The sequence below is a fragment of the Qaidamihabitans albus genome, from assembly GCF_016464705.1.
In the GTDB taxonomy this organism is placed as follows: Bacteria; Actinomycetota; Actinomycetes; order Mycobacteriales; family Pseudonocardiaceae; genus Qaidamihabitans; species Qaidamihabitans albus.
The window spans coordinates 121,492-144,882 of record NZ_JAEHOB010000002.1 but is presented as its reverse complement, the minus strand read 5'-3'; the positions used below and the strand labels follow the sequence as shown (position 1 = coordinate 144,882).

The following is a 23,391-nucleotide window of genomic DNA, read 5'->3' as shown; positions in this document are numbered from 1 at the left end:
GCGGTTCCGGAGGGGGACTGCATCCGAAGCTAGCCGATCGGCTAGGACACGCCAAGCCGATCGGCAAGTATGTGACTTGCCGAACAGCTAGTGGCGTGCTAGCCGGTCGGCTAGTAGTAGGTTTGTCGTTCGGCCCACGGCGCGCGTACTGTCGTGCCGCTCGGGAGGAGGGATCCATGACTGCCGGCACCGTCGCCGAGGACACCAGGTCGCGCCTGCTTGCCACGGCACTGCGGCTGTTCAGCGAGCACGGCGTGGAAGGCACGTCGTTGCAGATGATCGCCGACGAACTGGGCGTCACGAAGGCCGCCGTCTACTACCACTTCAAAACCAAGGACGAGATCACCGAGGCGGTCGCGGCTCCGGCGCTGCGGGAGCTGGACGCGATCGTCGACGCCGCGGCCACACATCGCAGGCGCGGCGCCCAGGTGGACCACGCGCTCGCCGGGTTCGTCGACATCGTGGTGCGGCACCGGGCACTGGTGGCGATGTTCAACAGCGATCCGGGCATCGTGCGGGCGGTCGAGCGTTCACTGCACGGTGTCGAGAACTTCAAGGCCCGGATGGTCGCGCTGCTCGCCGGACCGGAGCCGGACCTCGGGGCCACCGTCACCGTGCACGTGGCTCTTGCCGGGATCGCGCTGACCGGCGGCGCGCCCGACCTCGCCGACGTCGACGACGACACCCTGCGCGAGCACCTGGTCGACGTGGGCAGGCGGCTGCTCGGCCGCCCGCGCCGCCGTACCTGACGCCGTGTCCGCATTCTGCGCGCACGTGTCCGCGCTCGGCGACGGTTGACGGAGCCCTGCGGCGGCATTGCCAGATCGCCCTGTCCACCAACCGCGGACATGTGTCCATGAGCCGCGGACACGCGTCCGCGGCTAGATGCCGCCCTCGGCGGCCGGTTTGAGCAGAGGCGCGCCGGGGCCGAAGCGGGCCAGGCGGTCGTCCACGTTGTGCAACCCACACGTGCGCAGCGAGAGGCAGCCGCAGCCGACGCAGCCCGTCAGCTGGTCCCGCAGGCGCTGGAGCGCGTCGATCCGCGCGTCCAGCTCCTCCCGCCAGTTGCGCGAGAGCTTGGCCCAGTCCGCCTTGGTCGGCGCGTGGTCGCGCGGCAGCGTGGCCAGCGCGTCGCCGATCTGTTCGAGACTGAGCCCGACCCGCTGCGCCGCCCGGATGAACGCGATGCGCCGCAGCACTGTCCGCGGGTATCGGCGCTGGTTGCCCGCGGACCGCTCGGACGTGATGAGCCCGCGCTCCTCGTAGAAGCGCAGTGCGGTGTGCGGCACACCACTGCGCTCGGATACCTGTCCGATGCTGAGATGGTCGGCAAGCTTGGTCACGCCGCCAACCCTACCTTGACTTATATCAAGGTCGAGGTTCTAGCGGCGCGGCTCGGCGCCGCCGGCGGGCGTACTGTCCGCGCCGGGCCGGTCGTCGGGTCCGCCGTACTCGCCGCGCATGTGCCGCCGTGTCTGAACAGGAAGCACCACGTCGGCGATGACCGGAAAGGGTTCGCTGTCTATTTCTTCCCGCCATGCCCTGAACAGACGGTCCAGAAGATCTTCGCGGGCCATACCGGCCTCCCGAGGCAGCGGATCAAGACCATAGTACTACCCCGCGGAGGGTTTCCTAAACCTCGATTTCAGGTGCCGGCGGCTCAGGAAGCCCGCCGGGCCAGCACGTCCACCGCGCGTTCGCGCACGACCCGCTCGTCCACCTCGACGCCGAGCCCTGGCCCGGCGGGCACCTCGGCCACGCCGTCGTGCACCCGCACGCCCTCGCCGGTCGCGTACACGGAGTCGACGAACTGCCTGCCGTTGAGGTCCACCGGGGTGTCGATCCCGAACGCGGCGAACAGGTGCAGCGACGCCGCCAGGCCGAGATCCGAGTCGGTCAGCCCGGAGCCCATGAGCCGCACGCCGCTTTCCTGGGCGAGCGAGCAGAGCCGCTTCGACAGGGTCAGCCCGCCGCTGCGCTGCACCTTCGCGATGGCGACGTCGACCGCGTCGAGCCGGACGAAAGTGGCCAGGTCACTCGGATGGCGCAGGCTCTCGTCGAGCGCCACGGGGACGGGCGACTCGCCACGCAGCCGGCGCAGCCCGACGATGTCGTTGGCGGGCAACGGCTGTTCGAACGCGCTCACGCCCAGCCCGGCCAGCTCCCTCGACACCCGCAGCGCCGCGTCGACGCTGAACGCCTGGTTCGCGTCCACCCACAGCGGGGCGTCCCCGGCGGCCTCCCGCACCGCGCGCACGACGGCGAGATCCGCTCGCTCGCCGTGCAGGCCGATCTTCACCTTGAAGGCCCCGTAGCCGAGTTGCCTGCCCTCGGCCACACAGTCGGCCACCTCGGCCGCGGTCTGCCCGGAGACCATCCAGCCCAGCGTGATCTCCCGTAGCCTGCGCCTGCCCCACAGCACGCCCACCGGAACGCCGAGCGCCCGCCCGAGAAGGTCGTGCAGCGCCATGTCGACGGCCGCCTTCGCCAGCGGAGCGCCGATCGTGAAGCCGCGGTTGATCGCGCGGTCGAACGCGGCCGTCACGCCGTCGAGGTCCCAGCACGGGTGGCCCAGCACCGCCGGTGCGAGGTAACGGTCGATCGTGCTGACGATCGACTCGGCCGTCTCGTAGGTCCACGCCGGAATGGGGGTGGCCTCGCCCCAGCCGCTCACGCCGTCGGCGCTCACCTTCACCAGCACGCGGATGCTCGGCTCACCGGCGACCGCCACCGCACCGCCCGACACGCCGAACGAGCGCAGCGTTGGCAGCGCGACCGCGAACGTCTCGATCCGCTCGATGGTGAGTCCCTGCAACGTATTCATCGTGCTCCCTTCGCATCGGCGGGCGGCGCCGTGCTCGCCCGCACCACCACCTCGCCGGATATCCGGAGCACCCTGCTGCGGGTGCCGCGGTTGCCGCGGAACGCCAGCTCCATCGCGCGCTCGCCAATCTGCTCAAGGGGCAGCGCCACCGTCGTCAGTGGCGGGGTCAGGTCCCGCACCACGGGGATGTCGTCGAAACCGGCCAGCGACACGTCGCCCGGCACCGAAAACCCGGCCTCCCGCGCGGCGGTGAGGGCACCGATCGCCATCACGTCGGTCACCGCGAAGACGCATGTCGCGTCGATCCCGCGCTCGATCAGCTCGGACATCGCCGCGTACCCGCCGTCCCGGGTGAACGAGGACTCGACGACATGGCTCTCCGGCAGCTCGATCCCGGCCTCGGCCAGCGCGTCGCGGAAACCGCCGAGCCGGTCGATCACCGTGGTGAGCGAGCGCGGCCCGGCGAGCACGGCGAAGCTGCGATGCCCCATCCCGAGCAGTGTCCGGGCCAGCGCGGCCGCACCCTCCCGGTTCTCCGGCTGCACGCAGTCCACCCGCAGGCTGCGGTGCCTGCTGACCACCGCCACCTGGCCGCCGCCGCGCCGGTACGGATCGATCTCCGCGGCCAGTGCTCGCTCCCACGCCCGGTCCTCGAAGCCGGAGCCGATCAGCAGGATCGCCGACGCCCGCTGGGCCCGCAGGGTCGAGACATACGCGATCTCCTTCTGCGGATCGCGGAAGGTACTGGCGAGCATCACCAGCAGCCCGTTGTCCCCGGCCACCCGCATCACCCCACGCGCCACCGAAGCGAAGTAGGGGTCGCTGACGTCGTGACAGATCACGCCCACCGTCCGATGTGACGCCCCGGCCAGCGCCTGCGCGTGCGCATTCGGCGTATACGCCAGTTCCTCCGCGGCAGCCAGCACCCGCTCGCGGAGATCGGACCGGACCTTCGTGGTGCCGTTCAGTGCCCGCGAAGCGGTCGCCAGTGACACCTCGGCGACGCGAGCGACGTCTTCCAACGTCACATGGGGCCTGCCATCCATAGCGAGCTCCTGGGGTAAAGAGACCTTGACCGAGTTCCCAGCCGTGCTTACTCTACCTGAAAGCGCATTCAGAAAGCGCATTCAGACGCGCCGAACGATCTCGATCGGGTGTTTTCCGGCAGCGGCCGGCGAGCGGAGGGTCATGGTCACGCACAGTCAGTCGGAACGGGCGGGCAGCGCACCGTCCCCGGCTTCCCCGCCGGACGGCGTCGTCGAACGCTCGCGACCCGGTCTCGGTGAACGCCTGGCCGGGTTCGCCGAGCGCTCGTGGCGGCCGTTCGTGCTGCTGGCGGCCATCGTCGTCGCGTGGTGGGCTGTCACGGCGGCCGAGCTGGTGGAGCCGTATCTCGTTCCGTCGCCGGGGGACACCTTCGACGCCATCGCCTCCCGGCCCGAGTACTTCTGGGAACACACCTGGACCACCGGCTACGAGACGCTGCTCGGTTTCGTCATCGCCGCGGCCATCGGCGTCTTCGCGGCCGTGGTGATGGTGAACTCGCCGACGGTCGAGAAGACGCTGTACCCGCTGCTGCTCTTCGCCCAGGTGATCCCGAAGATCGCGATCGCCCCGCTGTTCGTGGTCTGGCTCGGCTTCGGCCTCGGGCCGAAGATCGTGGTCGCGGTGCTGATGGCCTTCTTTCCCGTGGTCATCTCCATGGTCACCGGGCTCAAGTCGGTCGACCCGGAGATGCTGCAGCTCTCCGCGACGATGGGGGCGAAGCGGGGGCAGACGTTCTGGAAGATCCGGTTCCCCGCCTCGCTGCCGCACCTGTTCTCCGGCCTGAAGGTCGCCGCGACGATGGCCGTCACCGGCGCTGTCGTCGGCGAGTTCGTCGGCGCCGACGCGGGGCTCGGCTTCGTCATCCTGCAGGCCAACGGCAACCTCGACACCCCGGTGCTCTTCGCGGGCCTGCTCATCATGTCGCTGCTCGGCGTCCTGCTGTTCGTGCTCGTGGAATGGCTGGAGTACCTGGTGCTGCCGTGGCACGCGAGCCGCCGCGGCGAAGGCACCACCACCAACCTGTAGAGAAGGAAAGGCCCTTCACCCATGAAGTTACGCGCACTCGCCGCCAGCGCTGTCGCGGTGCTCCTCCTCGCCGCGGGCTGCGGCGGTTCCGAACCGGAGACCACCACCAACGCCGAAGGCAAGCAGCTCGACAAGGTCACGCTGACCCTCAACTGGTATCCCTACGGCGAGCACGCGCCGTTCTACTACGGCAAGGCGCAGGGGATCTACGAGGAACACGGGATCGACCTGCAGATCCGGGCCGGCCAGGGCTCGCAGAAGACGGTGCAGGCCACGGCGGCCGGGCAGACCGACTTCGGCTGGGCCGACACACCGGCGCTGATGGCCGGTGTCGGGCAGGGGCTCGACGTCAAGAGCATCGGCGTGTTCCTGCAGACGACCCCGGCGGCCGCGCAGTTCTTCAGCGAGCAGAACATCTCCTCCCCGCAGGACCTCAAGGGCAAGACGATCGCGAGCACGGCGGGTGACGCGCTGAGCAAGACCTTCCCCGCGTTCCTGCGCGCGAACGGCATGGCCGAGGGCGACGTCGAGCTCCGGAACACCGACGCGGCAGGCAAGATGGCCGCCGTCATGTCGGGACAGACCGACGCCCTGCTGGGCTACGCCACCGACCAGGGCCCGACGATGCAGGAGAAGGCAGGCAAGGAGGTCTCCTACCTCCGCTTCGCCGACTACGGGCTGAACTTCTACTCCAACGGCCTGCTCACCTCGCAGCGCAACATCACCGAGAACCGCGACCTGGTGCAGCGGATGGTCACCGCGACCAGCGCGGCCTGGAGCGCGGCGCAGGAGGACCAGGACGCCGCGGTCGCGGCGATGGAGGGCGCCTCGGAGCAGCTGCCTTCGGCGGAGGTGGTCTCCGAGCAGTTCGCCGCGACGCTCGAACTGCTGCACACGGAGGCGACCACCGGCGAGCGGCCCGGCGTGAACACCGAGCAGGACTGGCAGGAGACCATCCAGATCTTCGCCGACGCCGGTGTGATCGAAAGTGCCGAGGACCCCGGCACCTACTGGGAAAGCGGACTGGCTCCCAAGGAATGAGGGAAGAACCCATGCCCCCTGGCAGCACGGCCGAACGCGTGGCCCCGATGGAGCGGCCGCTCACGGACCCCGGACACGCGGTGGAACTCGACGAGGTCGCGGTGCGGTTTCGCACCAAGCGCAAGGACGTGACCGCGTTGCAGGACGTCACCCTGCGCGTGCGGCCGGGAGAGTTCGTCGCGATCGTCGGGCCCTCCGGTTGCGGGAAGTCCACTCTGCTGAAGCTGGCCTCCGGGCTGCTCGCGCCGTCGTCCGGGACGGCGCGGCTGCTCGGCGAGGAGGTCACCGCGCCCCGGCCCGACGTGGGCTACGTCTTCCAGAAGGCGGCGCTGCTGGAGTGGCGCTCGGCCCGGAAGAACATCCTGCTGCAGGCCGAGATGCGGCGGATGCCTGCTCGGCAGGCCAGGGAGCGGGCCGACGAGCTGATCGCCATGACCGGGCTGACCGGCTTCGAGGACGCCTATCCGCACGAGCTCTCCGGTGGGATGCAGCAGCGGGTGGCGCTGTGCCGGGCGCTGCTGCACCGCCCGCCCGTCCTGCTCATGGACGAGCCCTTCGGTGCGCTCGACGCGCTCACCCGCGAGCAGATGAACGTCGAGCTGCGGCGGATCTGGCAGGAGACCGGGACCACGGTGCTGCTGGTGACCCACTCGATCGCCGAGGCGGTGTACCTGGCCGACCGCGTCGTGATGATGACCGCGCGGCCGGGAACGGTCGCCGGTGTGATCGAGATCGGACTGCCCGCGGACCGCGACTACGGCACGACGATGGCGGAGCCGGAGTTCGCGAGGGCCACCCGGCACATCCGGGACCACCTCGGCGCCGCGGTCGCGGCGGACTGAAGCGGACGGAAGAGGTGCACATGGCGGTGAACGAGGACCGGTCCATCGGGATCGTGATGAACGGTGTCACGGGCCGGATGGGCTACCGGCAGCACCTGCTGCGCTCGATACTGGCGATCCGGGAGCAGGGCGGGCTGCCGCTGCCGGACGGGACCGTGCTGCGCCCCGAGCCGGTGCTGGTGGGACGCAACGAGAACAAGCTCGCCACGCTCGCCAAGGAGCACGGCCTCGACCGGTGGACGACCGACCTCGGCGAGGCGCTGCGTGCTCCGGACGCGGCGATCTACTTCGACGCGCAGGTGACCAGCCGCCGTGAGGAGTGCGTCCGCGAGGCGATCGCCGCGGGCCTGCACGTCTACACGGAGAAGCCGATCGCCGAGAACGCCGCGGCCGCGCTGGAACTGGGCAGGCTGGCACGCGATGCCGGGGTCAAGGTCGGCGTCGTGCAGGACAAGCTGTTCCTGCCCGGGCTGCGCAAGCTGAAGCGTCTCGTCGACGGCGGCTTCTTCGGCCGCGTGCTCTCGGTGCGCGGGGAGTTCGGCTACTGGGTCTTCGAGGGCGACTGGCAGGAGTCCCAGCGCCCGTCGTGGAACTACCGCGCCGAGGACGGTGGCGGGATCATCGTCGACATGTTCTGCCACTGGCGGTACGTGCTCGAGGAGATCTTCGGCCCGGTCAGATCGGTGCAGGCGCACGCAGCGACGCACATCCCGCAACGGGTGGACGAGGCCGGTGCGGCCTACGTGTGTACCGCCGACGACGCCGCCTACGGCATCTTCGAGCTGGACGGCGGTGTCGTGGCACAGATCAACTCGTCGTGGGCGACGCGGGTCTTCCGCGACGAGCTGGTGGAGTTCCAGGTGGACGGAACCGAGGGCAGCGCGGTGGCGGGCCTGCGCCGCTGCCGCGTGCAGCACCGCGCGAGCACGCCGAAACCGGTGTGGAATCCCGACCTGCCCGCGACCGAGGACTTCCGCGCGCAGTGGCAGGAGGTGCCCGACAACGACGAGTTCGACAACGGATTCAAGGCGCAGTGGGAGCTCTTCCTGCGGCACGTCGCCTGCGGCGAGCCGTTCCCGTGGGACTTCCTGGCCGGTGCCCGCGGTGTGCAGCTGGCCGAGCTCGGGCTGCTCTCGGCCAGGGAGGGCCGCAAGGTGGCGGTACCCGAGCTGCGTCTTTAGAACAACAACCCCACGATCCCGGCACGACAACCGAATAACACCCGGCATGTAGTGAAAGCGTTTTCCCGACTGTTCAGACTACTCAACGGAGAGGGTCCACATGTCCGGTCACAGACGTGTCCGAAGCCGGAGCGTGGCGGCGGTGCTCGCCATGTTGCTGACACTCGGGTTGGCGGCGGCGCTGCCCGCCGCCGCCCAGTCCCGGTTCAGCGTGCTCGTGTTCTCCAAGGTCACGAACTTCTACCACGAATCGATCCCGGCCGGGATCGCGGCGATCGAACAGCTCGGTGCCGAGCACGGGTTCGACGTGGAGGCCACCGACGACGCGGCGGCGTTCACCGATGACAACCTGGCGCGGTTCGACGCGGTCGTCTTCAACAACACCAACTCCACGCCGCAGTCGGGTGATCTGCTCGACGCAGGCCAGCGCGAGGCGTTCCAGCGCTACATCCGCGGCGGGGGCGGCTGGACGGGCCTGCACGCCGCATCGGCCAGTGAACGGGACTGGGCCTGGTACGAGGGGCTGGTCGGCGCGATCTTCGACTACCACCCGGCGCCACAGGTCGGCCGGGTCAAGGTGCTCGACCGCGCACATCCATCCACAAAGGACCTGCCCGAGCTATGGGAGCAGCACGAGGAGTGGTACAACTGGCGCGCCAACCCCACGGGCAAGGTGCACACGCTCGCGCAGATCAAGGTCCGTGACGGCATCAACGGGCTCGACGAGGGGGTCGACCATCCCTACTCGTGGTGCCAGAACTACGACGGCGGCCGGTCCTGGTTCACCGCGGGCGGGCACGCCGCGGAGAAGTTCTCCGACGCACTGTTCCTGGAGCACCTGCTCGGCGGCATCGAGTGGGCGGCGGGCGCCGCGCCCGGCGACTGCTCGGCGACGCAGACCGGCAACTTCCAGCGGGTCGCGCTGGCCGAGGAGGGGCTCGCCGACCCGTTCGAACTCGCCGTGGCACCCGATCGGCGGGTGTTCTACATCCAGCGCACCGGCGCGCTCAAGGTGATCGACCAGGAGACCCGGCAGGTGACCACCGCGCTGGACTTCCAGTACACGCCGGAGATGACCAGCCAGTCGGACGGGCTGCTAGGGCTCACCCTCGACCCCGGCTTCGCCGAGAACAACCACCTCTACCTGCTCTACTCGGACCAGGCCGAACCGAGGATGAACCTGTCCCGGTTCACGGTGTCCGCGGACAGCACGGTGGACCCGGCGTCGGAGAAGGTGCTGCTGGAGATCCCGACCTACCGGGGTGAGGGCCGCGCCAACTCGCACATGGCCGGCTCGATCACCTTCGACTCGAAGGGCAACCTCTACGTCGCCACCGGCGACAACACCGACCCGTTCGCCTCGGACGGCTTCGCACCGATCGACGAACGGGACGGCAGGCGCGCGTGGGACGCGCAGGGCACGTCGGGCAACACCAACGACCTGCGCGGCAAGGTCCTCCGCATCACGCCGCAGCCGGACGGGACGTACACGGTCCCGGAGGGCAACCTGTTCCCGCCGGGTACCGACCTGACGCGGCCGGAGATCTACGTGATGGGTCTGCGCAACCCGTTCCGGATCACCGTCGACCCGCAGACGGACGCGCTGCTCGTCGGCGACTACGGTCCGGACGCCCGGCAGGCCGACCCCGAGCGCGGCCCGGAGGGGACGGTCGAGTTCCTGCGCATCACGGAGGCGGGCAACCACGGCTGGCCGTACTGCACGGGCGTCAACACGCCGTTCAACGACTACGACTTCGCCACCGGCGAGTCCGGCCCGGTGTTCGACTGCGGAAACCTGGTCAACGACTCGCCGAACAACACCGGCCTGACCGAGCTTCCGCCCGCGACGCCGGCGTGGATGTGGTACGCGTACTCGCAGTCGCCGCAGTTCCCCGAGCTGGGCACCGGTGGCGGTGGCCCGATGGCCGGGCCGGTCTACGACTACGACCCCGACAACCCCCTGGTCACGAAGTTCCCCGAGTACTTCGACGGCAAGTGGTTCAACTACGAGCTGACCCGCAAGTGGTTCAAGGTGATGTCGGTGCAGCAGCGGGACCAGACGTTCACCGACCCGAGATTCGCCCCCGCACGTGCGGGGGAGCTGCTCTCGATCAACGGCATCTTCCAGGACATGACGTGGATCCAGCCGTTCGAGGCGCAGTTCGGGCCGGACGGCTCGCTCTACGTCATCGACTTCGGTGAGGGCAGCGGCACCGGGCGCGGTGGCAGCAACGACGGCGCGGGTATCTACCGCATCGACTACGTGGCCGAGGGAAGGCCACCGACAGCCAAGGTCGACGTCTCGGCCGATTCGGGCCGGGCACCGCTGACCGTCGAGTTCTCCAGCGCGGGCTCGGCCGGGGGAGACGGTGAGCCGCTCACCTACGCATGGGACTTCGACAACGACGGGACGGTCGACTCCACGGAGGCGAACCCGACGCACACGTTCACCGAGCGGGGGCAGTACACCGTGCGGCTCACGGTCGCCAGCACGACGAACCCCGAGCTGACCGGTGTGGCGACCACCGAGATCACGGCGGGCAACACCAGGCCCGATGTGCGGATCGTGCTGCCGAAGGACGGCGGCATGTTCGACTTCGGTGACACGATCCCGTTCGTGGTGCAGGTGAACGACCGGGAGGACGGCAGCATCGACTGCTCGAAGGTCGTCGTCCAGTCGCAGCTCGGTCATGACGACCACCTGCATCCGATGGACAACGTCACCGGCTGCCGCGGCGAGGTGACCACGGACGCCGGCGACAGCCACGGTCCGGGGCAGAACCTCTACGCGGCCCTGAGTGCCCAGTACACCGACGGTGGCGGCCCCGGTGATGTGCCCGCGCTCACGGGTTCGGCGCACGTCACGCTGGAGCCGAAGTTCAAGGAGGCGGAGCACTTCGAGGACACCGGCGGGGTGCAGGTCCTCAACCGAGGGGACGCCTCGGCGGGCAAGCGGCTCGGTGAGATCGAGCACGGTGACTGGGTGGCCTACGAACCCGTGCACCTGATGGGCATCGACTCGGTGACCCCGGCCGTCGGCTCGGGCGGCATCGGCGGAACCATCGAGTTCCGCGCGGACTCGCCGACCGGTGAGCTGCTCGGCTCGGTCGAGGTGCCGAACACCGGCGGCTGGGGTGAGGTCGTCACGCCGACCGTGCCGCTGACCGATCCGGGCCGCACGGTGAAGCTCCATCTCGTGTTCAGCAATCCGGACTGGTCGCCGGATCAGGCCGACCTGCTGTCGCTGGACTCGCTGCAGTTCAACGGGAAGGGAGTGACCCGATGAGCACCCGGCGCGATTTCCTCCGGCTGGCGGCCGGTTCCGCGGCCGTGGCCGGTACCACCGCCTGGCTCGGCGGTACGGCGGCGGCGGCCCCGCGGCACGTTCCGGCAGGGCATATCGGCATCCAGCTCTACACGGTGCGGTCGCTGATGACCGTGGACCCGCAGGGCACGCTCGATCGCCTCGGCGAGATCGGCTACGCGACGGTCGGGGTGAGCGGCCTGTACGGGCACAGCCCGCAGCGGTTCCGGGAGATGCTGGACCGGGCCGGGCTGCGGGCCGTGCTGACGCACCTTCCGCTGGACGCCGTTCGCGGCGACTGGCAGCGGGAGCTGGACAACGCGCACGTGCTCGGCGTGGAGTCCGTGGTGGTGCCGTGGCTGCCGAGTTCACTGTGGACACCTGAGGGCTACCGTCAGGTGGCCGGTGAGTTCACCGAGGCCGGCCGTGCGGCGCGGGCGGCCGGGTTGCGCTTCCTGTACCACAACCACGACTTCGACTTCCGGTCCGTGGACGGGCAGGTGCTCTACGACATCCTGGCCGGCGAGACCGACCCGCGTTACGTCAACTTCGAGCTGGACCTGTACTGGATCGTGCACGCCGGTTACGACCCCGTGACGTACTTCGAGCGGTACCCGGGGCGGTTCCCGGTGTTCCATGTCAAGGACCGGGCTCCGGACGGGTCGTTCGAGGACGTCGGTTACGGCACGATCGACTTCCGCCGGATCTTCCGGCGGAGGGACGTCTCCGGCGTGAAGGAGTACGTGGTGGAGCACGACCAGCCGGCGGACCCGCTGGCGAGCGCCGAACGCAGTTACGGCTACCTCAGGCGGCTGCGCTTCTAGCAGGTGGCCGGGGTCGCCGGCACGGGCATAGTGGTCGGGATGAACGAGCTGTACCCGGCCGTCGAGCCGGACGAGCACGGCATGCTGCCGGTGGGGGACGGGCACGAGATCTACTGGGAGGTGTGCGGCAACCCGGACGGCAAGCCCGCGGTGTTCCTGCACGGCGGTCCGGGCGGTGGCATCTCGCCTGGCCACCGGCGGCTGTTCGACCCGAGGCGATACCGCATCGTGCTGTTCGACCAGCGTGGCTGCGGCCGCAGCACGCCGCACTGCGGTGAGCCGGACGCCGACCTGAGCACGAACACCACCTGGCATCTCGTCGCGGACATGGAACGGCTGCGCGAGCACCTCGGGATCGAGCGATGGCTCGTGTTCGGCGGCTCGTGGGGCAGCACGCTGGCCCTCACCTACGCGCAGGCGCATCCGCGCAGGACGACCGAACTCGTCCTGCGTGGCATCTTCCTGATGCGGCGCAAGGAGCTGGACTGGTTCTACGGCGGCGGGGCCGCCTTCCTCTTCGCCGAGCAGTGGGAGCGGTTTCTCGATCCGGTGCCGCCCGAGCGGCGCGACGGAGACCTGATCGCCGCCTACCACGACCTGCTGTTCGACCCGGACCCAGCGGTGCACGGCCCGGCCGCGGTCGCGTGGAGCACCTGGGAGGCCCAGACCATCACCCTGCGCCGCCGCCCGGACCTGGTCGAGCGGTTCTCCGATCCCCGGTTCGCCCTGGCGTTCGCACGGATCGAGAACCACTACTTCACGCACCGGGCCTGGCTCTCCGACGACCAGTTGCTGCGGGACGCGGGGAAACTGGCCGGCATTCCGGGCGTGGTGATCCACGGTCGCTACGACGTGTGCACGCCGCCGGTTGGTGCGTGGGAGCTCAAGCGAGCGTGGCCCGCTGCCGAGCTGATCATGGTCGAGGAGGCCGGGCACGCCTATGACGAGCCCGGCATCCTGCGGGAGCTCGTGCGCGCCACCGACCGGCTCGCCGGGTAGGGCAGACTTGGAGCGTGTGGTCCGGGATGCTGGCATCCTGATCACTGATCTTACCGAGTCGTGAGGGAGGAACGCCGGATGCTCTTCGGTGACGAGCACGTACGCCGCTACGAGGAGACCGATGGCGAGGTTGGTCATGACTGGGAGGGCGGCGCGCCCTGCCTCGTGCTGACGACCACGGGCCGCAAGTCCGGGCAGCCGCGCAAGTTCGCGCTGATCTACCAGGAGCACGAGGGCAACTACGTCGTCGTGGCGTCGAAGGGCGGCGCGGACTCCCACCCCGGCTGGTACCTCAACCTCCAGCAGGAGCCGGAGGTCGGCGTGCAGGTCAAGGCGGACAGGTTCAAGGCGAGGGCGCGAACGGCGAGCCCGGAGGAGAAGGCCGAGGTGTGGCCGAAGATGACCAGGGTCTGGCCCGCCTACGACGATTACCAGAAAAAGACCGACAGGGACATTCCTGTTGTCATACTGGAGCGTGTGGCCTGATTCCGGAAGAAGGGGACCACTATGGCGCAGCAGTCCACGGTCGACGTAGCGAGTCTGCTGGCCAAGCTGGCGGAGGCGCAACACCAGGCGGAACGGGGCGAGCTGGACCCGGCCGAGCTGCCGGGGCTGGGTCGGGCCCAGCGCATCGTCCGGGAGGCGGCCGGCTGGCCGGTGGAGGCAGACTCCGACCGCTGACCGCGCTGCGCGGGCTGCCCCGCCGCGGGCGTGGGTTCTGGTTCGGTCTCGCCATCGACGTGTTCTGGCCGCTGCTCACGCTGGGCACCTGGACGCGGGTACGCGGCACGGAACACCTGCCGAACGAGGGCGGTGCGCTCGTGGCGAGCAACCACCTGTCCTACGCCGACCCGGTCACCGTGACGGCGTTCTGCCTCTCCGGTGGCCGGGTGCCGCGCTTTCTGGCCAAGGCGGGGCTGTGGAAGGCGCCGGTGGTCGGCTCGGTGATGAGCTCGGGGCGGCACATTCCGGTGCACCGGGGCAAGGCCAGTGCCCTGGACGCCTACCGGGACACGGTCGCGGCCGTGAACGCCGGTGAGTGCGTCGTGGTGTTCCCGGAGGGCACGTTCTCCGAGCGTCCGGACGGCTGGCCGATGCCGGCCAAGACGGGGCTGGCGCGGATCGCCCTGACCACGGGCGCGCCGGTCGTGCCGCTGGCCAACTGGGGGACGCACGACCTGCTTCCGGCCGGTGCGCGGTTACCGCGGGTGTTCCCCCGGCGACGGATCGATCTGGTCGCCGGACCGCCGGTGGACCTCTCCGATCTGACCGGGCCGAAACCGACGGCGTCGCAGCTCAGGGAGGCCACCACGCGGATCATGGCGGCGATCACGTCGCTACTCGCCGAAGTTCGCGGGGAGGCTCCGCCACCCGAATAGGTGAAGGCATAATCCGGGCCATGAGCGAACACTTCGACGTCGTGGTGCTGGGCGCCGGTCCCGGCGGATACACCGCCGCCGTCCGTGCTGCCCAGCTCGGCCTGGACACCGCCATCATCGAGGAACGGTACTGGGGCGGGGTGTGCCTGAACGTCGGCTGCATCCCGTCCAAGGCGCTGCTGCGCAACGCCGAGCTGGCGCACCTGTTCACGACGGAGGCGCGGACCTTCGGCATCCAGGTCGACGGCGAGGTGACGTTCGACTACCTCGCCGCCTACCAGCGAAGCCGCAAGGTCGCCGACGGCCGTGCCAAGGGCGTTCACTTCCTGATGAAGAAGAACGCGGTCACCCAGTTCGAGGGCAGGGGCACGTTCACCGGCGACAAGGCGATCGAGGTGCGGCGCGCGAACGGCGACACCGAGACCGTCACGTTCGACCACTGCATCGTCGCCGCCGGCGCCACCGCGAAGCTGCTGCCGGGCACGTCGGTGAGCGAACGGGTGGTGACGTACGAGGAGCAGATCCTGGCCGCGGAACTGCCGGAGAGCGTCGTGATCGCCGGTGCGGGTGCCATCGGGGTGGAGTTCGCCTACGTGCTGCACAACTACGGCGTCAAGGTGACGATCGTCGAGTTCCTGGACCGGATGGTGCCGCTGGAGGACGAGGAGGTCTCCGCCGAGCTGGCGCGGCGCTACCGGCGGCTCGGCATCGAGGTACTCACCTCCACGCGAGTCGAGTCTGTTGAGGACAGTGGGGAGACGGTCAGCGTCACCGTGTCCAAGGACGGTGAGCGACGGACCATCGAGGCCGACAAGGTACTGCAGGCGATGGGCTTCCAGCCGAAGGTCGACGGGTACGGCCTGGAGAACACCGGCGTGCGGCTCACCGAGCGGGGTGCCATCGACGTCGACGCCCGGTGCCGCACGAGCGTGCCGCACATCTTCGCGATCGGCGACGTCACGGCCAAGCTGATGCTCGCGCACGCGGCCGAGGCGATGGGCATCGTGGCGGCGGAGACCATCGGCGAGGCCGAGACGATGGAGCTCGACTACCAGATGATCCCGCGCGCGACGTACTGCCAGCCGCAGATCGCCAGTTTCGGCTGGACGGAGGAGCAGGCGCGCGAACAGGGCCACGACGTGCGGGTGTCGAAGTTCCCCTTCACCGCCAACGGAAAGGCCCACGGCCTCGGCGACACGGTCGGCTTCGCCAAGATCATCAGTGATGGCAGGTACGGCGAACTGCTCGGGGCGCACCTGATCGGCCCCGAGGTCACCGAGCTGCTGCCGGAGCTCACCCTGGCCCAGCAGTGGGACCTGACCGTGCACGAGGTGGCACGCAACGTGCACGCGCATCCGACCCTGGGCGAGTCGGTGAAAGAGGCCATCCACGGCCTCGCCGGCCATATGATCAACATGTGAGCGAGATCCCTCGTGAGTGCCTGCGCGAGTTAGAACTCGTGTGCGCACTCACGAGGGTGGGGTAGGCGCTGTTGTTTGTTGCAGTGTCGAGCGCGCCGACACGTGTGCACGCGTCGTTGACTGTGTCTCCGATGGACATTTGGCTACCGGGTCGAGGTGGAACCCTTCCCGCTGATCTGCGCGGCGATCTCGTTCGCCCGGCGGTTCTCCCGGTCGGCCCAGTACAGCGCCTCGTGGTGATGGCCCCGGTCGATCTCGGCCACCCGCGCGCAGGTCGCCGCGCTACGCCGGTAGTACTCCCGCCCAGACCGGCAACGCGGCATCGTCCGGCGGCCGGACCGAGAGCAGCACTTCGTGTGCCTGCATCAGCGTCCGCACCTCACGCCCCTTGCTCACCCTGTTCACCTCCCTTCACGGTCTCGGGCACCGTCACGTCCGGGCTGGGGTTCCAGCTCACGTTCACCGGCACGCGATCACCCCTGCGCCTGTGCCGGGCCGTCGGCGTCGCGCAACTCTTGCCTAGCCGACTCGATGGCCGCGCCGAGCCGGGCGAGTGCCGCCTCATCGACCAGCAGCGCCACCGGGAACGCCTTGCCGAAGCGCAACTCGACGCGGTTGGCGAACGGCAGGGCACGCGCGCGGATCGGGAGATCGGCGGTCACGTGCACCTGCACCAGGTCACGCACACTCATCACGCCCTACGCCGCTGCCTGCTCGGACTGCCCGGACTTGCCGCCACCGCGAGACCCGGCACCGGCACGCGGAGCGCGCATCTCCTTGGCACGCAAGCTGAACTGCATGCGCCCGTTCTGCTCGTACGCCGTCGCCGTCAGCGCCTCGGACACCACCGGGCGAAACGGCAGGCCCGGCAGAGCCTCCGGTGGGACCGGCTGCACCTCGGCCGCGATCTTCACCACGACACCGGTGTTCTTGCCCTTGGCCGGGTCTTGTTGCCGTTGCGGTCCCAGTCGAGCGCCTGCTCGACACCCGGCACGAACGCACCTTCCGGGAACACGTCGTCGAACGGGACCGCGAATCGGTATCCACCCGGGATCGCCATGGAAACTTCCTCCTTGGGGTTCTGCCGCCGGGCTTATCCCGGCAACCTGCCCTCCAATGTCAGCGAAATCGCCGGACGGGAGCACCACGCGGCGGGACATCTATGGTTGAAGACGTCCCTATAAGTCCCCGGGTGGACATGCCGAACGAGCGGCTACGAGACGCGCTGATGCGCAACGGCCTGACGCTGGACCAAGTGGCCAAGGCCCTGAACGTCGACCCGAAGACGGTCGAGCGCTGGATCACCAAGGGCCGGATCCCGTACCCGAAGCACCGGCACAAGATTGCCGCGATGGCACGCGAGTCCGAAAGCTACCTCTGGCCGCGAGCGATTGCGCCCGAGCGCAACGCAGAGATCGCCGCCGCCGAGGTGGTGTGCGTGTTCCCGCACCGCAACGCGATCCCGGTCGAGCTGTGGGACCGGCTCATCGACGAGTCCGAGCACACCGTCGAGATCCTCGTCCACGCCGCGCTGTTCCTGGTCGAGCGCCCGCGTTTCGTCAAAGACCTGGCCCACAAGGCCGAAGCCGGAGCGACCATCCGGCTGCTCTTCGGTGACCCGGACAGCGACAGCGTGGCCCTGCGCAGCGAGGAAGAACAACTCGGGCAAGGCACACTCGCCGCGCGCATCCGCAACGCACTGGCCTTCTACCGGCTGTTGCAGGACGTCAACGGCGTCGAGATGCGGTTCCACAACACCACGCTGTACAACTCGATCTTCCGCTTCGACGACGAGATGATCATCAACACCCACGTGTACGGCTTCCAGGCGCACACGCCCCATCACTGCACCTGCGCAGGCTCTCCGCCGGGGACCTCTTCCAGACCTACTCCGAAAGCTTCGAGGCCGCCTGGAACCTCTCCCGCCCCGCCACCTTCTAGGAGCCAGCATGGCCCGCCAGGACTACTACAACGACCCGAACGCCCCTGCCGCCAACAGCATCGCCATCGCCGTGAGCGCGTTCATCCAGGACGAACAAGACCGGATACTCATGATCCGCCGCACCGACAACGACTACTACGCCATCCCCGGCGGGCAGTTGGAACTAGGGGAGACGCTGAGCCAAGCCGCCGTGCGCGAAGTCCGCGAAGAAACCGGCATCGAATGCGAGGTCACCGGCCTCATCGGACTCTACTCCAACCCCAACCACGTCATCGCCTACGACGACGGCGAAGTCCGCCAGGAATTCTCCATCTGCTTCCGCGCCAAGCCGCTCGGCGAGGAGCTACGGACGAGCAGCGAGAGCAAGGAAGCGCACTGGGTACAACCACGCAGGCTAAGTGACTTAAATATCCACCCGTCCATCCGATTATGGATTGAACATGCGCGTCAGGGCAGCAGCGATCCCTACTTCACATAATCTGGGCGCCGATCGGGACCTCCCGTATCTTGCCGCCCTTGGGGACTGCGAACACCGGGCGGCCATGTATCAGGCGAACTTGCCGGTCAATGCGCGCGATTCCGCGATCCCGGTCGACGTCGGCGAGCGAGCACCCGAACAGCTCGCCTTTGCGTACGCCGATACCAGTGGGCACGTCAACGGCAGGCTTGTACCGCTCGGACAGTTTCTCCCGGACCTCCCGGGCTCGTTCATGTGGCCACACGACCACTTGCGCTCGATTGATGTTGGTGGTGATTAGCCTGTCTTCGATGGCGAAGCTGAAAATCGAGACGAGGTGGCCGAAGTACAGCGCACGACGTCCCCGAAACTTCATCGTCCTACATGACGCGGAGCCAACGCTGCACATCGCTCGGACGTATCGCGCCGATGGGCTTCCTGCCGAGTTGGGTGAGTACTCGGCAGCCTGGTGACCTACCCGTGCCTGTCCGAGGGTTTGGCCGCGTTATCTCCTCCGGAACAGCCTCAACAGGATGGAGCAGTGACTTGTATGCCGAGTGACGGTGTGGAAGAACACGCCGGGTGGGCCTGCGTCGCTACGTGCAGCGCGTCGCATGCGGGCTCGGAGTCGGGCTGGAAAGCGTCAGTTGCGAGGCGGCCACTCCCGCCACCGTCTACCTGGCGTTGACGGACGCCTAGCTGACATCCCATGGCGTGATGTCGCGCTGTTCTAGGATCCCACCCACGGGTCGGCCATGGGCATCGAGACTGGAGCCGGCGAGGACATCATCGTTGTGTGCTACCTCGGCGGCGACGTTCTGCTGGCCGAACCCGAAACGGTGGTGACCTTCGCCAAGACGGTGCTGGCTGGCCAAGACGCCGGTCAGTCAGCTCCACCAGCGCATAGGTGCAACGCTCTCCCCGGTCATCTGGCCGACTTCGCGCGTCCCCGGGGCCGTCTAGCTAGTCAACGCCGGGGGACCTCGCCCGTGCGGTTGATGATGGCCGCCAATTCCCGGATCTTGACGTTCCGGTCCTGCGAGACCTTCGTGAGCCGCGCGAGCGCCTCCTGCTCACCGACTTGGTGCCGTTCCATGAGAATGCCGAGGGCCTCACCGATCTCCTGGCGAGTACCGATCGCCTCGACCAGTTGAGCGTGGGTGCGGGCGCTGGACAACGCCACAGCCGCGTGCGAGGCCAGCATCCAGCCCACCTGTTCGGAGCGTTCGGTGAACGCCCCCGGCCGTGAGGAATAGAGGTTCAGGGCTCCCAGATCGTTGTCCCCATTGGTGAACAGCAGGAAGCCCATCATGCTGCCCACCCCGATCTCGCGGGCCTTCGGCGCGTAAAGCGGCCACCTCTCCTCGGTGGTGGTCATATCGGCGACTCGGAAGACCTCTTGCTTGTAGTAGGCGGCGTCGAAACACGGCCCCTCGCGCAGCTCACCCTGAAGCCGGTCCGAAACCCGGGCCACGTGATCGGTGACCGCCAGAGTCATCACTCGGCTGTCGCGGACCACGAGGATCCCGGAAGCCTCGCAGCCATCCACCAGGTCCACCGCGTGCGCCACGATCCGATCCAGCGTCTTTGCACCGAGCCCTGAGCCAGCAGGTCACGAGCCATTAGCGCCAGCGCCGCGGCCAGTTCTTCCCACTCCCGCGCATCCGTCACAGCGCAACCACCTCCCGATCACCGTCGCACTGGCCAACTTTGCCACAGCCAACTTACGAGATCGAGATACCCTTGAGTTCCGGAGGTTTGACGCCCACTGTTTCCGGGTACAGCCCTCTCCAGGCTGCCAGCGTGCCCGGGAACGCTAGGCCGGCTCAGATTCCGTCGGTTGAGCGCAACAGCCGACGGAATCGGCGCTACCTTCCGACACCGTCTACGAAGAAGCGGCCCAGCCGCTCTGCGAGAGCTGCCTTTTTCGTGGGAGGCAACGCGAAGTGGTCTATCACGCGCATTAACGGACGCGGTTCGGGGTAGGTCATTGTGCGTGACGGTCGTGGCCTGCCAGTCGAGAAGCTCACCCTGTCGCGGCCCACGCCGCAATCCGCCGAGTCCCTAGACGTGCACGAATCGGCGATGCCGGTCGGGCGCGCGCAGTGCCGAATGGACCGGAACTGGCTAGGGCGTGTCTGCTAAAAGATTGGGTGGTCGGTGCGCGATGCTCAACGAGTGCTGCGTACGGACGAGATCTCTGACGAGTTATGGGCGTTGATCGAGCCGGTCCTACCTGTGGGGGACATCAGGGGCGGCCATGGAATGATCACCGGTTGACGCTGGAACGGGTCATCTGGCGCTCCCGCACCGGGTCACCGCGGCGGGACGTTCCTGATCATTTCGGGGCGTGGCAGTCGACTGGGAACGGCACCGTCGCTGGGCCGATGACGGCACCTATGTGCGGATTTTCGCGGCGGTGCGGGCTGCCGCTCCCGAGCGTGATGAACAGTTACGCAATCTTCTGTCCATCGATTCCACCGTTGCTCGCGCAAATCAACATGCCGCCGGTGCGCTGCGCGATGCCCACACGGGGGGTCGATCGAATGACACGAATCTCGCCACCGAGTCAGCTGGCCATGCCTTGGGTCGCTCCCGGGGCGGGATGAGCACCAAGATCCACGCGCTGACCGACGAGTTCTGTTGCCGGTTGACCGTGCTGCTCTCACCCGGCCAGGCCGGCGACAACCCCTATCTGAAGCCACTGCTGGCAGCACACCAGCACGGTGATACCGAGGCGTTTCGGTTGCTGGCGGACAAACCGCAACACCGTCGAACACGGTTTCGGTCGGCTCAAACGATGGCGCGCCATCGCCACGTGCTACGACAAGCACGCCACCACCTACCTCGTCGGGATCCTCCCAGCATGACCCGAAGCGGGTCATAGTTCTGAGATGCCATGCGCAGACAGTGAATGTCGTCCAAAACGATCCGCTGTCGTGGGTGTCGCAAACCTACTCGTCGAACTCGAACAGAAGCCTCTCGGCACACTGCTCGAACTTGACCCTTAGGTCGCAGTCGTCTTCACCGCCAATGTAGATGTTGGCGATCTTGTAGCTGTAACTGTCCTGGTCGCCGAGTTCGGAGAGCCGGTCGCCTTCATGAGCGATGACGTCGATAGTGACGCCGTCGAGGTCCCGTTCCACGGTGGCGATTTCGTCATCGGTGGGGTGACGGCGGACGACGCCGTCCTCCCAACGCCGCAGGAACCACTTGGCTGCCACCGGGTAGGGGCCCGCGCGGTGCGGCGTGCCCGGGTCGAGGCCGAGCGCGAGCAGCACCATGGTCCGGTGGTTGGATGCCCCGTCGACCTGCTCGAACAGCTCGGCGTGGCTTTGCGAGTGCCGGGGGTTGACCTCTAGGACGGATAGGTTGTCTGTGCCCTCGTCCCAGAAAAACTCGATGTTGAAGGTCGTGTTATCCAGCTCAACCTGATTGAGGATGCGTGCCGAGATATCGGCCATCTCGTCACTGACCCGGTCGGGCACCGCGGCGGGGTACTGGAAGCGGACGAAGCTGGGGTTGTCGTCGTGGGTGACCGAGTCGACTACGCCGTAGACGTGCGTGCGGCCCTGATAGCGGTAGCCCTCGACGGTCAGCTGCCGCCCGGTGGCACTCTCTTCGGCGACGCACGACTGGCCGCCAGCATCCGCGATCGCGGGCGGCAGCTCAAGATGTTCGAGCAGGATGTCGAACGGCTCCCCGACCCGCCAGATGCCCTCGCGGATCTGTTCCAGCGCATCCCGGAACTCATCGATGTTCGCGACGCCGAAGGCGAGGTCGGAGGAGAAGGACTTGACTGGTTTGACCCACATCGGGAAGCCCACACCCTGCGGCGGGCTGGTGTCGTGTTCGAGGTCGATCAGGCCGAAGCGGGGGTATGCGTCGATCACCTTCTGCTGTTCAAGACGGCTCCAGTACTTGTGCTCACACTTGACCACTGATTCCAGGTTCGCGCCGGGAAGCCCGCCATGCCGCTTGCACAGAATTGGGACCATGGTGCTGACCGGGAAGTCCCAGAAGCCGATGATCGCGTCGACCGGTTCATCGAAGTTTTCTAGCTGCATCTGGGCCTTTTCCAGCAACGCGCGCAACGGGATGTCCTCGCCGTGCTGCAACTCGTCGATGGTCAGCAACGGGTGGAACCGGTACTGATCGGCATCGGGTAGGTCCTCCAAGACTCGCTGATTGTGCTCGTCAAAGCCCAGCACGAACACGTTGTAAGGCATCACATCACCTCTCCGACCCTCAATGGCGACGACGCGACAGGATTCCCCTACCGCATCCGCCGGAAACCCAGGCCTGGAGCCCTGATAAGTTCACACGAGCCGGTGCGAGGACGGACAGAGATCATGGTCAGTTGACTGACGCTCGCCCGGAACATGGCGTGGATTCCCCATGTCCGAAATCGATCGTATCGTGTCATGTCTCTAGCGTGCGCAGTCCGGTGATGACTTTCTGTACGTCTTCAAGCCGGTCCCGCAGGTCGCGGAGCGGAGCGCCCGCCGAACGGGCGCAACCCACCCGGACGCTCGTGCCTCGCTGGGTGGGCTGCCAGAGCATGTCGGCGTAGGCGTTGCCGGACGTGTGGTCGCGGTATCAAGTTGTGTGGGTTCGGCGGTCACATCCCCGCTCGCCGCGAGTGTCTTACGGGGCCACTGGCGTCAACCCCGCTTCGGGCCCGATCGCGCTGTTGTGACGTCGCGTAGGTGCCTTCCGTCAGTGAACACCGCGCCAAGCGCGATCGGGGTTCCGGGATGACTCGAGCCGGCCCCGCACAGGCTCGGCAACGATCGCGGGGATTGTCCGTGGGCGATCGTGACCTTCGCGCAAGATCACGCATTAGGCCCTCTGACGTCAGGTGAGGCCGGAAACGGCTGAGAACTACAGTGATGTAATTCCACAGGTCAAGCCGGGAACAGGCGCCGAACGACCACCTCACGAAGACCAGCCTGGACAAGACCAACATGTGAGCCCTCCCCTCGTGAGTGCCTGCGCGAGTTAGAACTCGTGTGTGCACTCACGAGGGTGGGGCGGGGAGATACTTAGGGGTTGAAACGAATCGGACGGCGTGTCACCCTCACGACGTGTTCGGCTCGACTGT

General features: G+C 67.9%; 24 protein-coding genes and 2 pseudogenes. 15 read left to right on the top strand and 11 right to left on the bottom strand.

What is annotated here, in order from left to right:
• Positions 1-176: 176 nt before the first annotated feature.
• Entirely contained in the window at positions 177-749 is a 573-nt protein-coding gene (locus tag JAP66_RS03900; protein WP_199430165.1) for a TetR/AcrR family transcriptional regulator, read from the top strand.
• 132 nt (positions 750-881) lie between these two features.
• On the opposite strand, the gene soxR is transcribed toward JAP66_RS03900, so the two are convergent.
• From soxR to JAP66_RS03880, 4 genes are all read right to left on the bottom strand, one after another.
• Entirely contained in the window at positions 882-1,343 is a 462-nt protein-coding gene (soxR, locus tag JAP66_RS03895; protein ID WP_199430164.1) for a redox-sensitive transcriptional activator SoxR, read from the bottom strand.
• 39 nt (positions 1,344-1,382) lie between these two features.
• Complete coding sequence (locus tag JAP66_RS03890; RefSeq protein ID WP_199430163.1) at positions 1,383-1,577, bottom strand: hypothetical protein; 195 nt, start codon at positions 1,575-1,577, stop codon at positions 1,383-1,385.
• Between the two features lie 83 nt (positions 1,578-1,660).
• Entirely contained in the window at positions 1,661-2,824 is a 1,164-nt protein-coding gene (locus tag JAP66_RS03885) for a mandelate racemase/muconate lactonizing enzyme family protein (RefSeq protein ID WP_199430162.1), read from the bottom strand.
• Positions 2,821-3,870: a LacI family DNA-binding transcriptional regulator gene (locus JAP66_RS03880; protein ID WP_199430161.1), complete on the bottom strand. Its 1,050-nt coding sequence runs from the start codon at positions 3,868-3,870 to the stop codon at positions 2,821-2,823. Before JAP66_RS03880 ends, JAP66_RS03885 begins: the two co-directional genes overlap by 4 nt.
• Before the next feature lie 142 nt (positions 3,871-4,012).
• Between JAP66_RS03880 and JAP66_RS03875 the strand changes: the two genes are divergently transcribed.
• From JAP66_RS03875 to lpdA, 11 genes are all read left to right on the top strand, one after another.
• Complete coding sequence (locus JAP66_RS03875; protein ID WP_199430160.1) at positions 4,013-4,897, top strand: ABC transporter permease; 885 nt, start codon at positions 4,013-4,015, stop codon at positions 4,895-4,897.
• A gap of 21 nt (positions 4,898-4,918) precedes the next feature.
• Positions 4,919-5,938, top strand: coding sequence for an ABC transporter substrate-binding protein (locus tag JAP66_RS03870; protein ID WP_199430159.1), 1,020 nt, complete (start codon positions 4,919-4,921; stop codon positions 5,936-5,938).
• 47 nt (positions 5,939-5,985) lie between these two features.
• Positions 5,986-6,780, top strand: a complete 795-nt coding sequence (locus JAP66_RS03865) for an ABC transporter ATP-binding protein (RefSeq protein WP_199430598.1) — start codon at positions 5,986-5,988, stop codon at positions 6,778-6,780.
• 20 nt (positions 6,781-6,800) lie between these two features.
• Positions 6,801-7,961 (top strand): Gfo/Idh/MocA family protein, encoded by a 1,161-nt coding sequence (locus JAP66_RS03860; protein WP_199430158.1) that lies wholly within the window; start codon positions 6,801-6,803, stop codon positions 7,959-7,961.
• Between the two features lie 151 nt (positions 7,962-8,112).
• Positions 8,113-11,247, top strand: a complete 3,135-nt coding sequence (locus JAP66_RS03855; protein WP_235998745.1) for a ThuA domain-containing protein — start codon at positions 8,113-8,115, stop codon at positions 11,245-11,247.
• A complete protein-coding gene (locus tag JAP66_RS03850) occupies positions 11,244-12,089 on the top strand; it encodes a sugar phosphate isomerase/epimerase family protein (protein WP_199430156.1) in 846 nt (281 codons plus the stop codon). Before JAP66_RS03855 ends, JAP66_RS03850 begins: the two co-directional genes overlap by 4 nt.
• Positions 12,090-12,128: 39 nt before the next feature.
• The gene (gene pip / locus JAP66_RS03845; RefSeq protein ID WP_235998744.1) at positions 12,129-13,088 is read left to right on the top strand and encodes a prolyl aminopeptidase; all 960 of its coding nucleotides are present in this window, start codon (positions 12,129-12,131) and stop codon (positions 13,086-13,088) included.
• A 78-nt stretch (positions 13,089-13,166) separates the two neighbouring features.
• The gene (locus JAP66_RS31975) at positions 13,167-13,574 is read left to right on the top strand and encodes a nitroreductase family deazaflavin-dependent oxidoreductase (RefSeq protein ID WP_235998743.1); all 408 of its coding nucleotides are present in this window, start codon (positions 13,167-13,169) and stop codon (positions 13,572-13,574) included.
• Between the two features lie 21 nt (positions 13,575-13,595).
• Positions 13,596-13,769 carry a hypothetical protein gene (locus JAP66_RS03840; protein WP_199430643.1) on the top strand — a complete coding sequence of 58 codons (174 nt, stop codon included), beginning with the start codon at positions 13,596-13,598 and terminating at the stop codon, positions 13,767-13,769.
• Positions 13,739-14,467 carry a lysophospholipid acyltransferase family protein gene (locus JAP66_RS03835; protein WP_199430597.1) on the top strand — a complete coding sequence of 243 codons (729 nt, stop codon included), beginning with the start codon at positions 13,739-13,741 and terminating at the stop codon, positions 14,465-14,467. Before JAP66_RS03840 ends, JAP66_RS03835 begins: the two co-directional genes overlap by 31 nt.
• A gap of 20 nt (positions 14,468-14,487) precedes the next feature.
• On the top strand, positions 14,488-15,888 hold the full coding sequence (gene lpdA / locus JAP66_RS03830) for a dihydrolipoyl dehydrogenase (RefSeq protein ID WP_199430155.1): 1,401 nt from the start codon (positions 14,488-14,490) through the stop codon (positions 15,886-15,888).
• A gap of 143 nt (positions 15,889-16,031) precedes the next feature.
• Here the strand turns inward: lpdA and JAP66_RS32875 are convergent, their stop codons facing one another.
• From JAP66_RS32875 to JAP66_RS31965, 4 genes are all read right to left on the bottom strand, one after another.
• Positions 16,032-16,151 (bottom strand): AMED_5909 family protein, encoded by a 120-nt coding sequence (locus tag JAP66_RS32875; protein WP_307849425.1) that lies wholly within the window; start codon positions 16,149-16,151, stop codon positions 16,032-16,034.
• A 210-nt stretch (positions 16,152-16,361) separates the two neighbouring features.
• Positions 16,362-16,580, bottom strand: coding sequence for a hypothetical protein (locus JAP66_RS03820; protein WP_199430154.1), 219 nt, complete (start codon positions 16,578-16,580; stop codon positions 16,362-16,364).
• A gap of 6 nt (positions 16,581-16,586) precedes the next feature.
• Entirely contained in the window at positions 16,587-16,805 is a 219-nt protein-coding gene (locus JAP66_RS31970) for a hypothetical protein (protein WP_235998742.1), read from the bottom strand.
• Positions 16,799-16,948: a hypothetical protein gene (locus JAP66_RS31965; RefSeq protein ID WP_235998741.1), complete on the bottom strand. Its 150-nt coding sequence runs from the start codon at positions 16,946-16,948 to the stop codon at positions 16,799-16,801. Before JAP66_RS31965 ends, JAP66_RS31970 begins: the two co-directional genes overlap by 7 nt.
• Before the next feature lie 138 nt (positions 16,949-17,086).
• Between JAP66_RS31965 and JAP66_RS31960 the strand changes: the two are divergent.
• Both JAP66_RS31960 and JAP66_RS03805 read left to right on the top strand, forming a co-directional pair.
• A pseudogene (locus JAP66_RS31960) lies at positions 17,087-17,829 on the top strand (DUF5919 domain-containing protein).
• A gap of 8 nt (positions 17,830-17,837) precedes the next feature.
• Positions 17,838-18,308: an NUDIX hydrolase gene (locus JAP66_RS03805; RefSeq protein WP_199430152.1), complete on the top strand. Its 471-nt coding sequence runs from the start codon at positions 17,838-17,840 to the stop codon at positions 18,306-18,308.
• Here the strand turns inward: JAP66_RS03805 and JAP66_RS03800 are convergent.
• Positions 18,301-18,663, bottom strand: a complete 363-nt coding sequence (locus JAP66_RS03800) for a site-specific integrase (protein ID WP_199430151.1) — start codon at positions 18,661-18,663, stop codon at positions 18,301-18,303. The two genes, JAP66_RS03805 and JAP66_RS03800, sit on opposite strands and share 8 nt — an antisense overlap.
• A gap of 591 nt (positions 18,664-19,254) precedes the next feature.
• On the bottom strand, positions 19,255-19,857 hold the full coding sequence (locus JAP66_RS03795; RefSeq protein WP_307849424.1) for a GAF and ANTAR domain-containing protein: 603 nt from the start codon (positions 19,855-19,857) through the stop codon (positions 19,255-19,257).
• 608 nt (positions 19,858-20,465) lie between these two features.
• Between JAP66_RS03795 and JAP66_RS03790 the strand changes: the two are divergent.
• Positions 20,466-21,157 (top strand): annotated as a pseudogene (locus JAP66_RS03790) (IS5 family transposase).
• Positions 21,158-21,241: 84 nt separating this feature from the next.
• On the opposite strand, the gene JAP66_RS03785 reads toward JAP66_RS03790, so the two are convergent.
• A complete protein-coding gene (locus JAP66_RS03785; RefSeq protein ID WP_199430150.1) occupies positions 21,242-22,516 on the bottom strand; it encodes an ATP-grasp domain-containing protein in 1,275 nt (424 codons plus the stop codon).
• Positions 22,517-23,391: the final 875 nt, after the last annotated feature.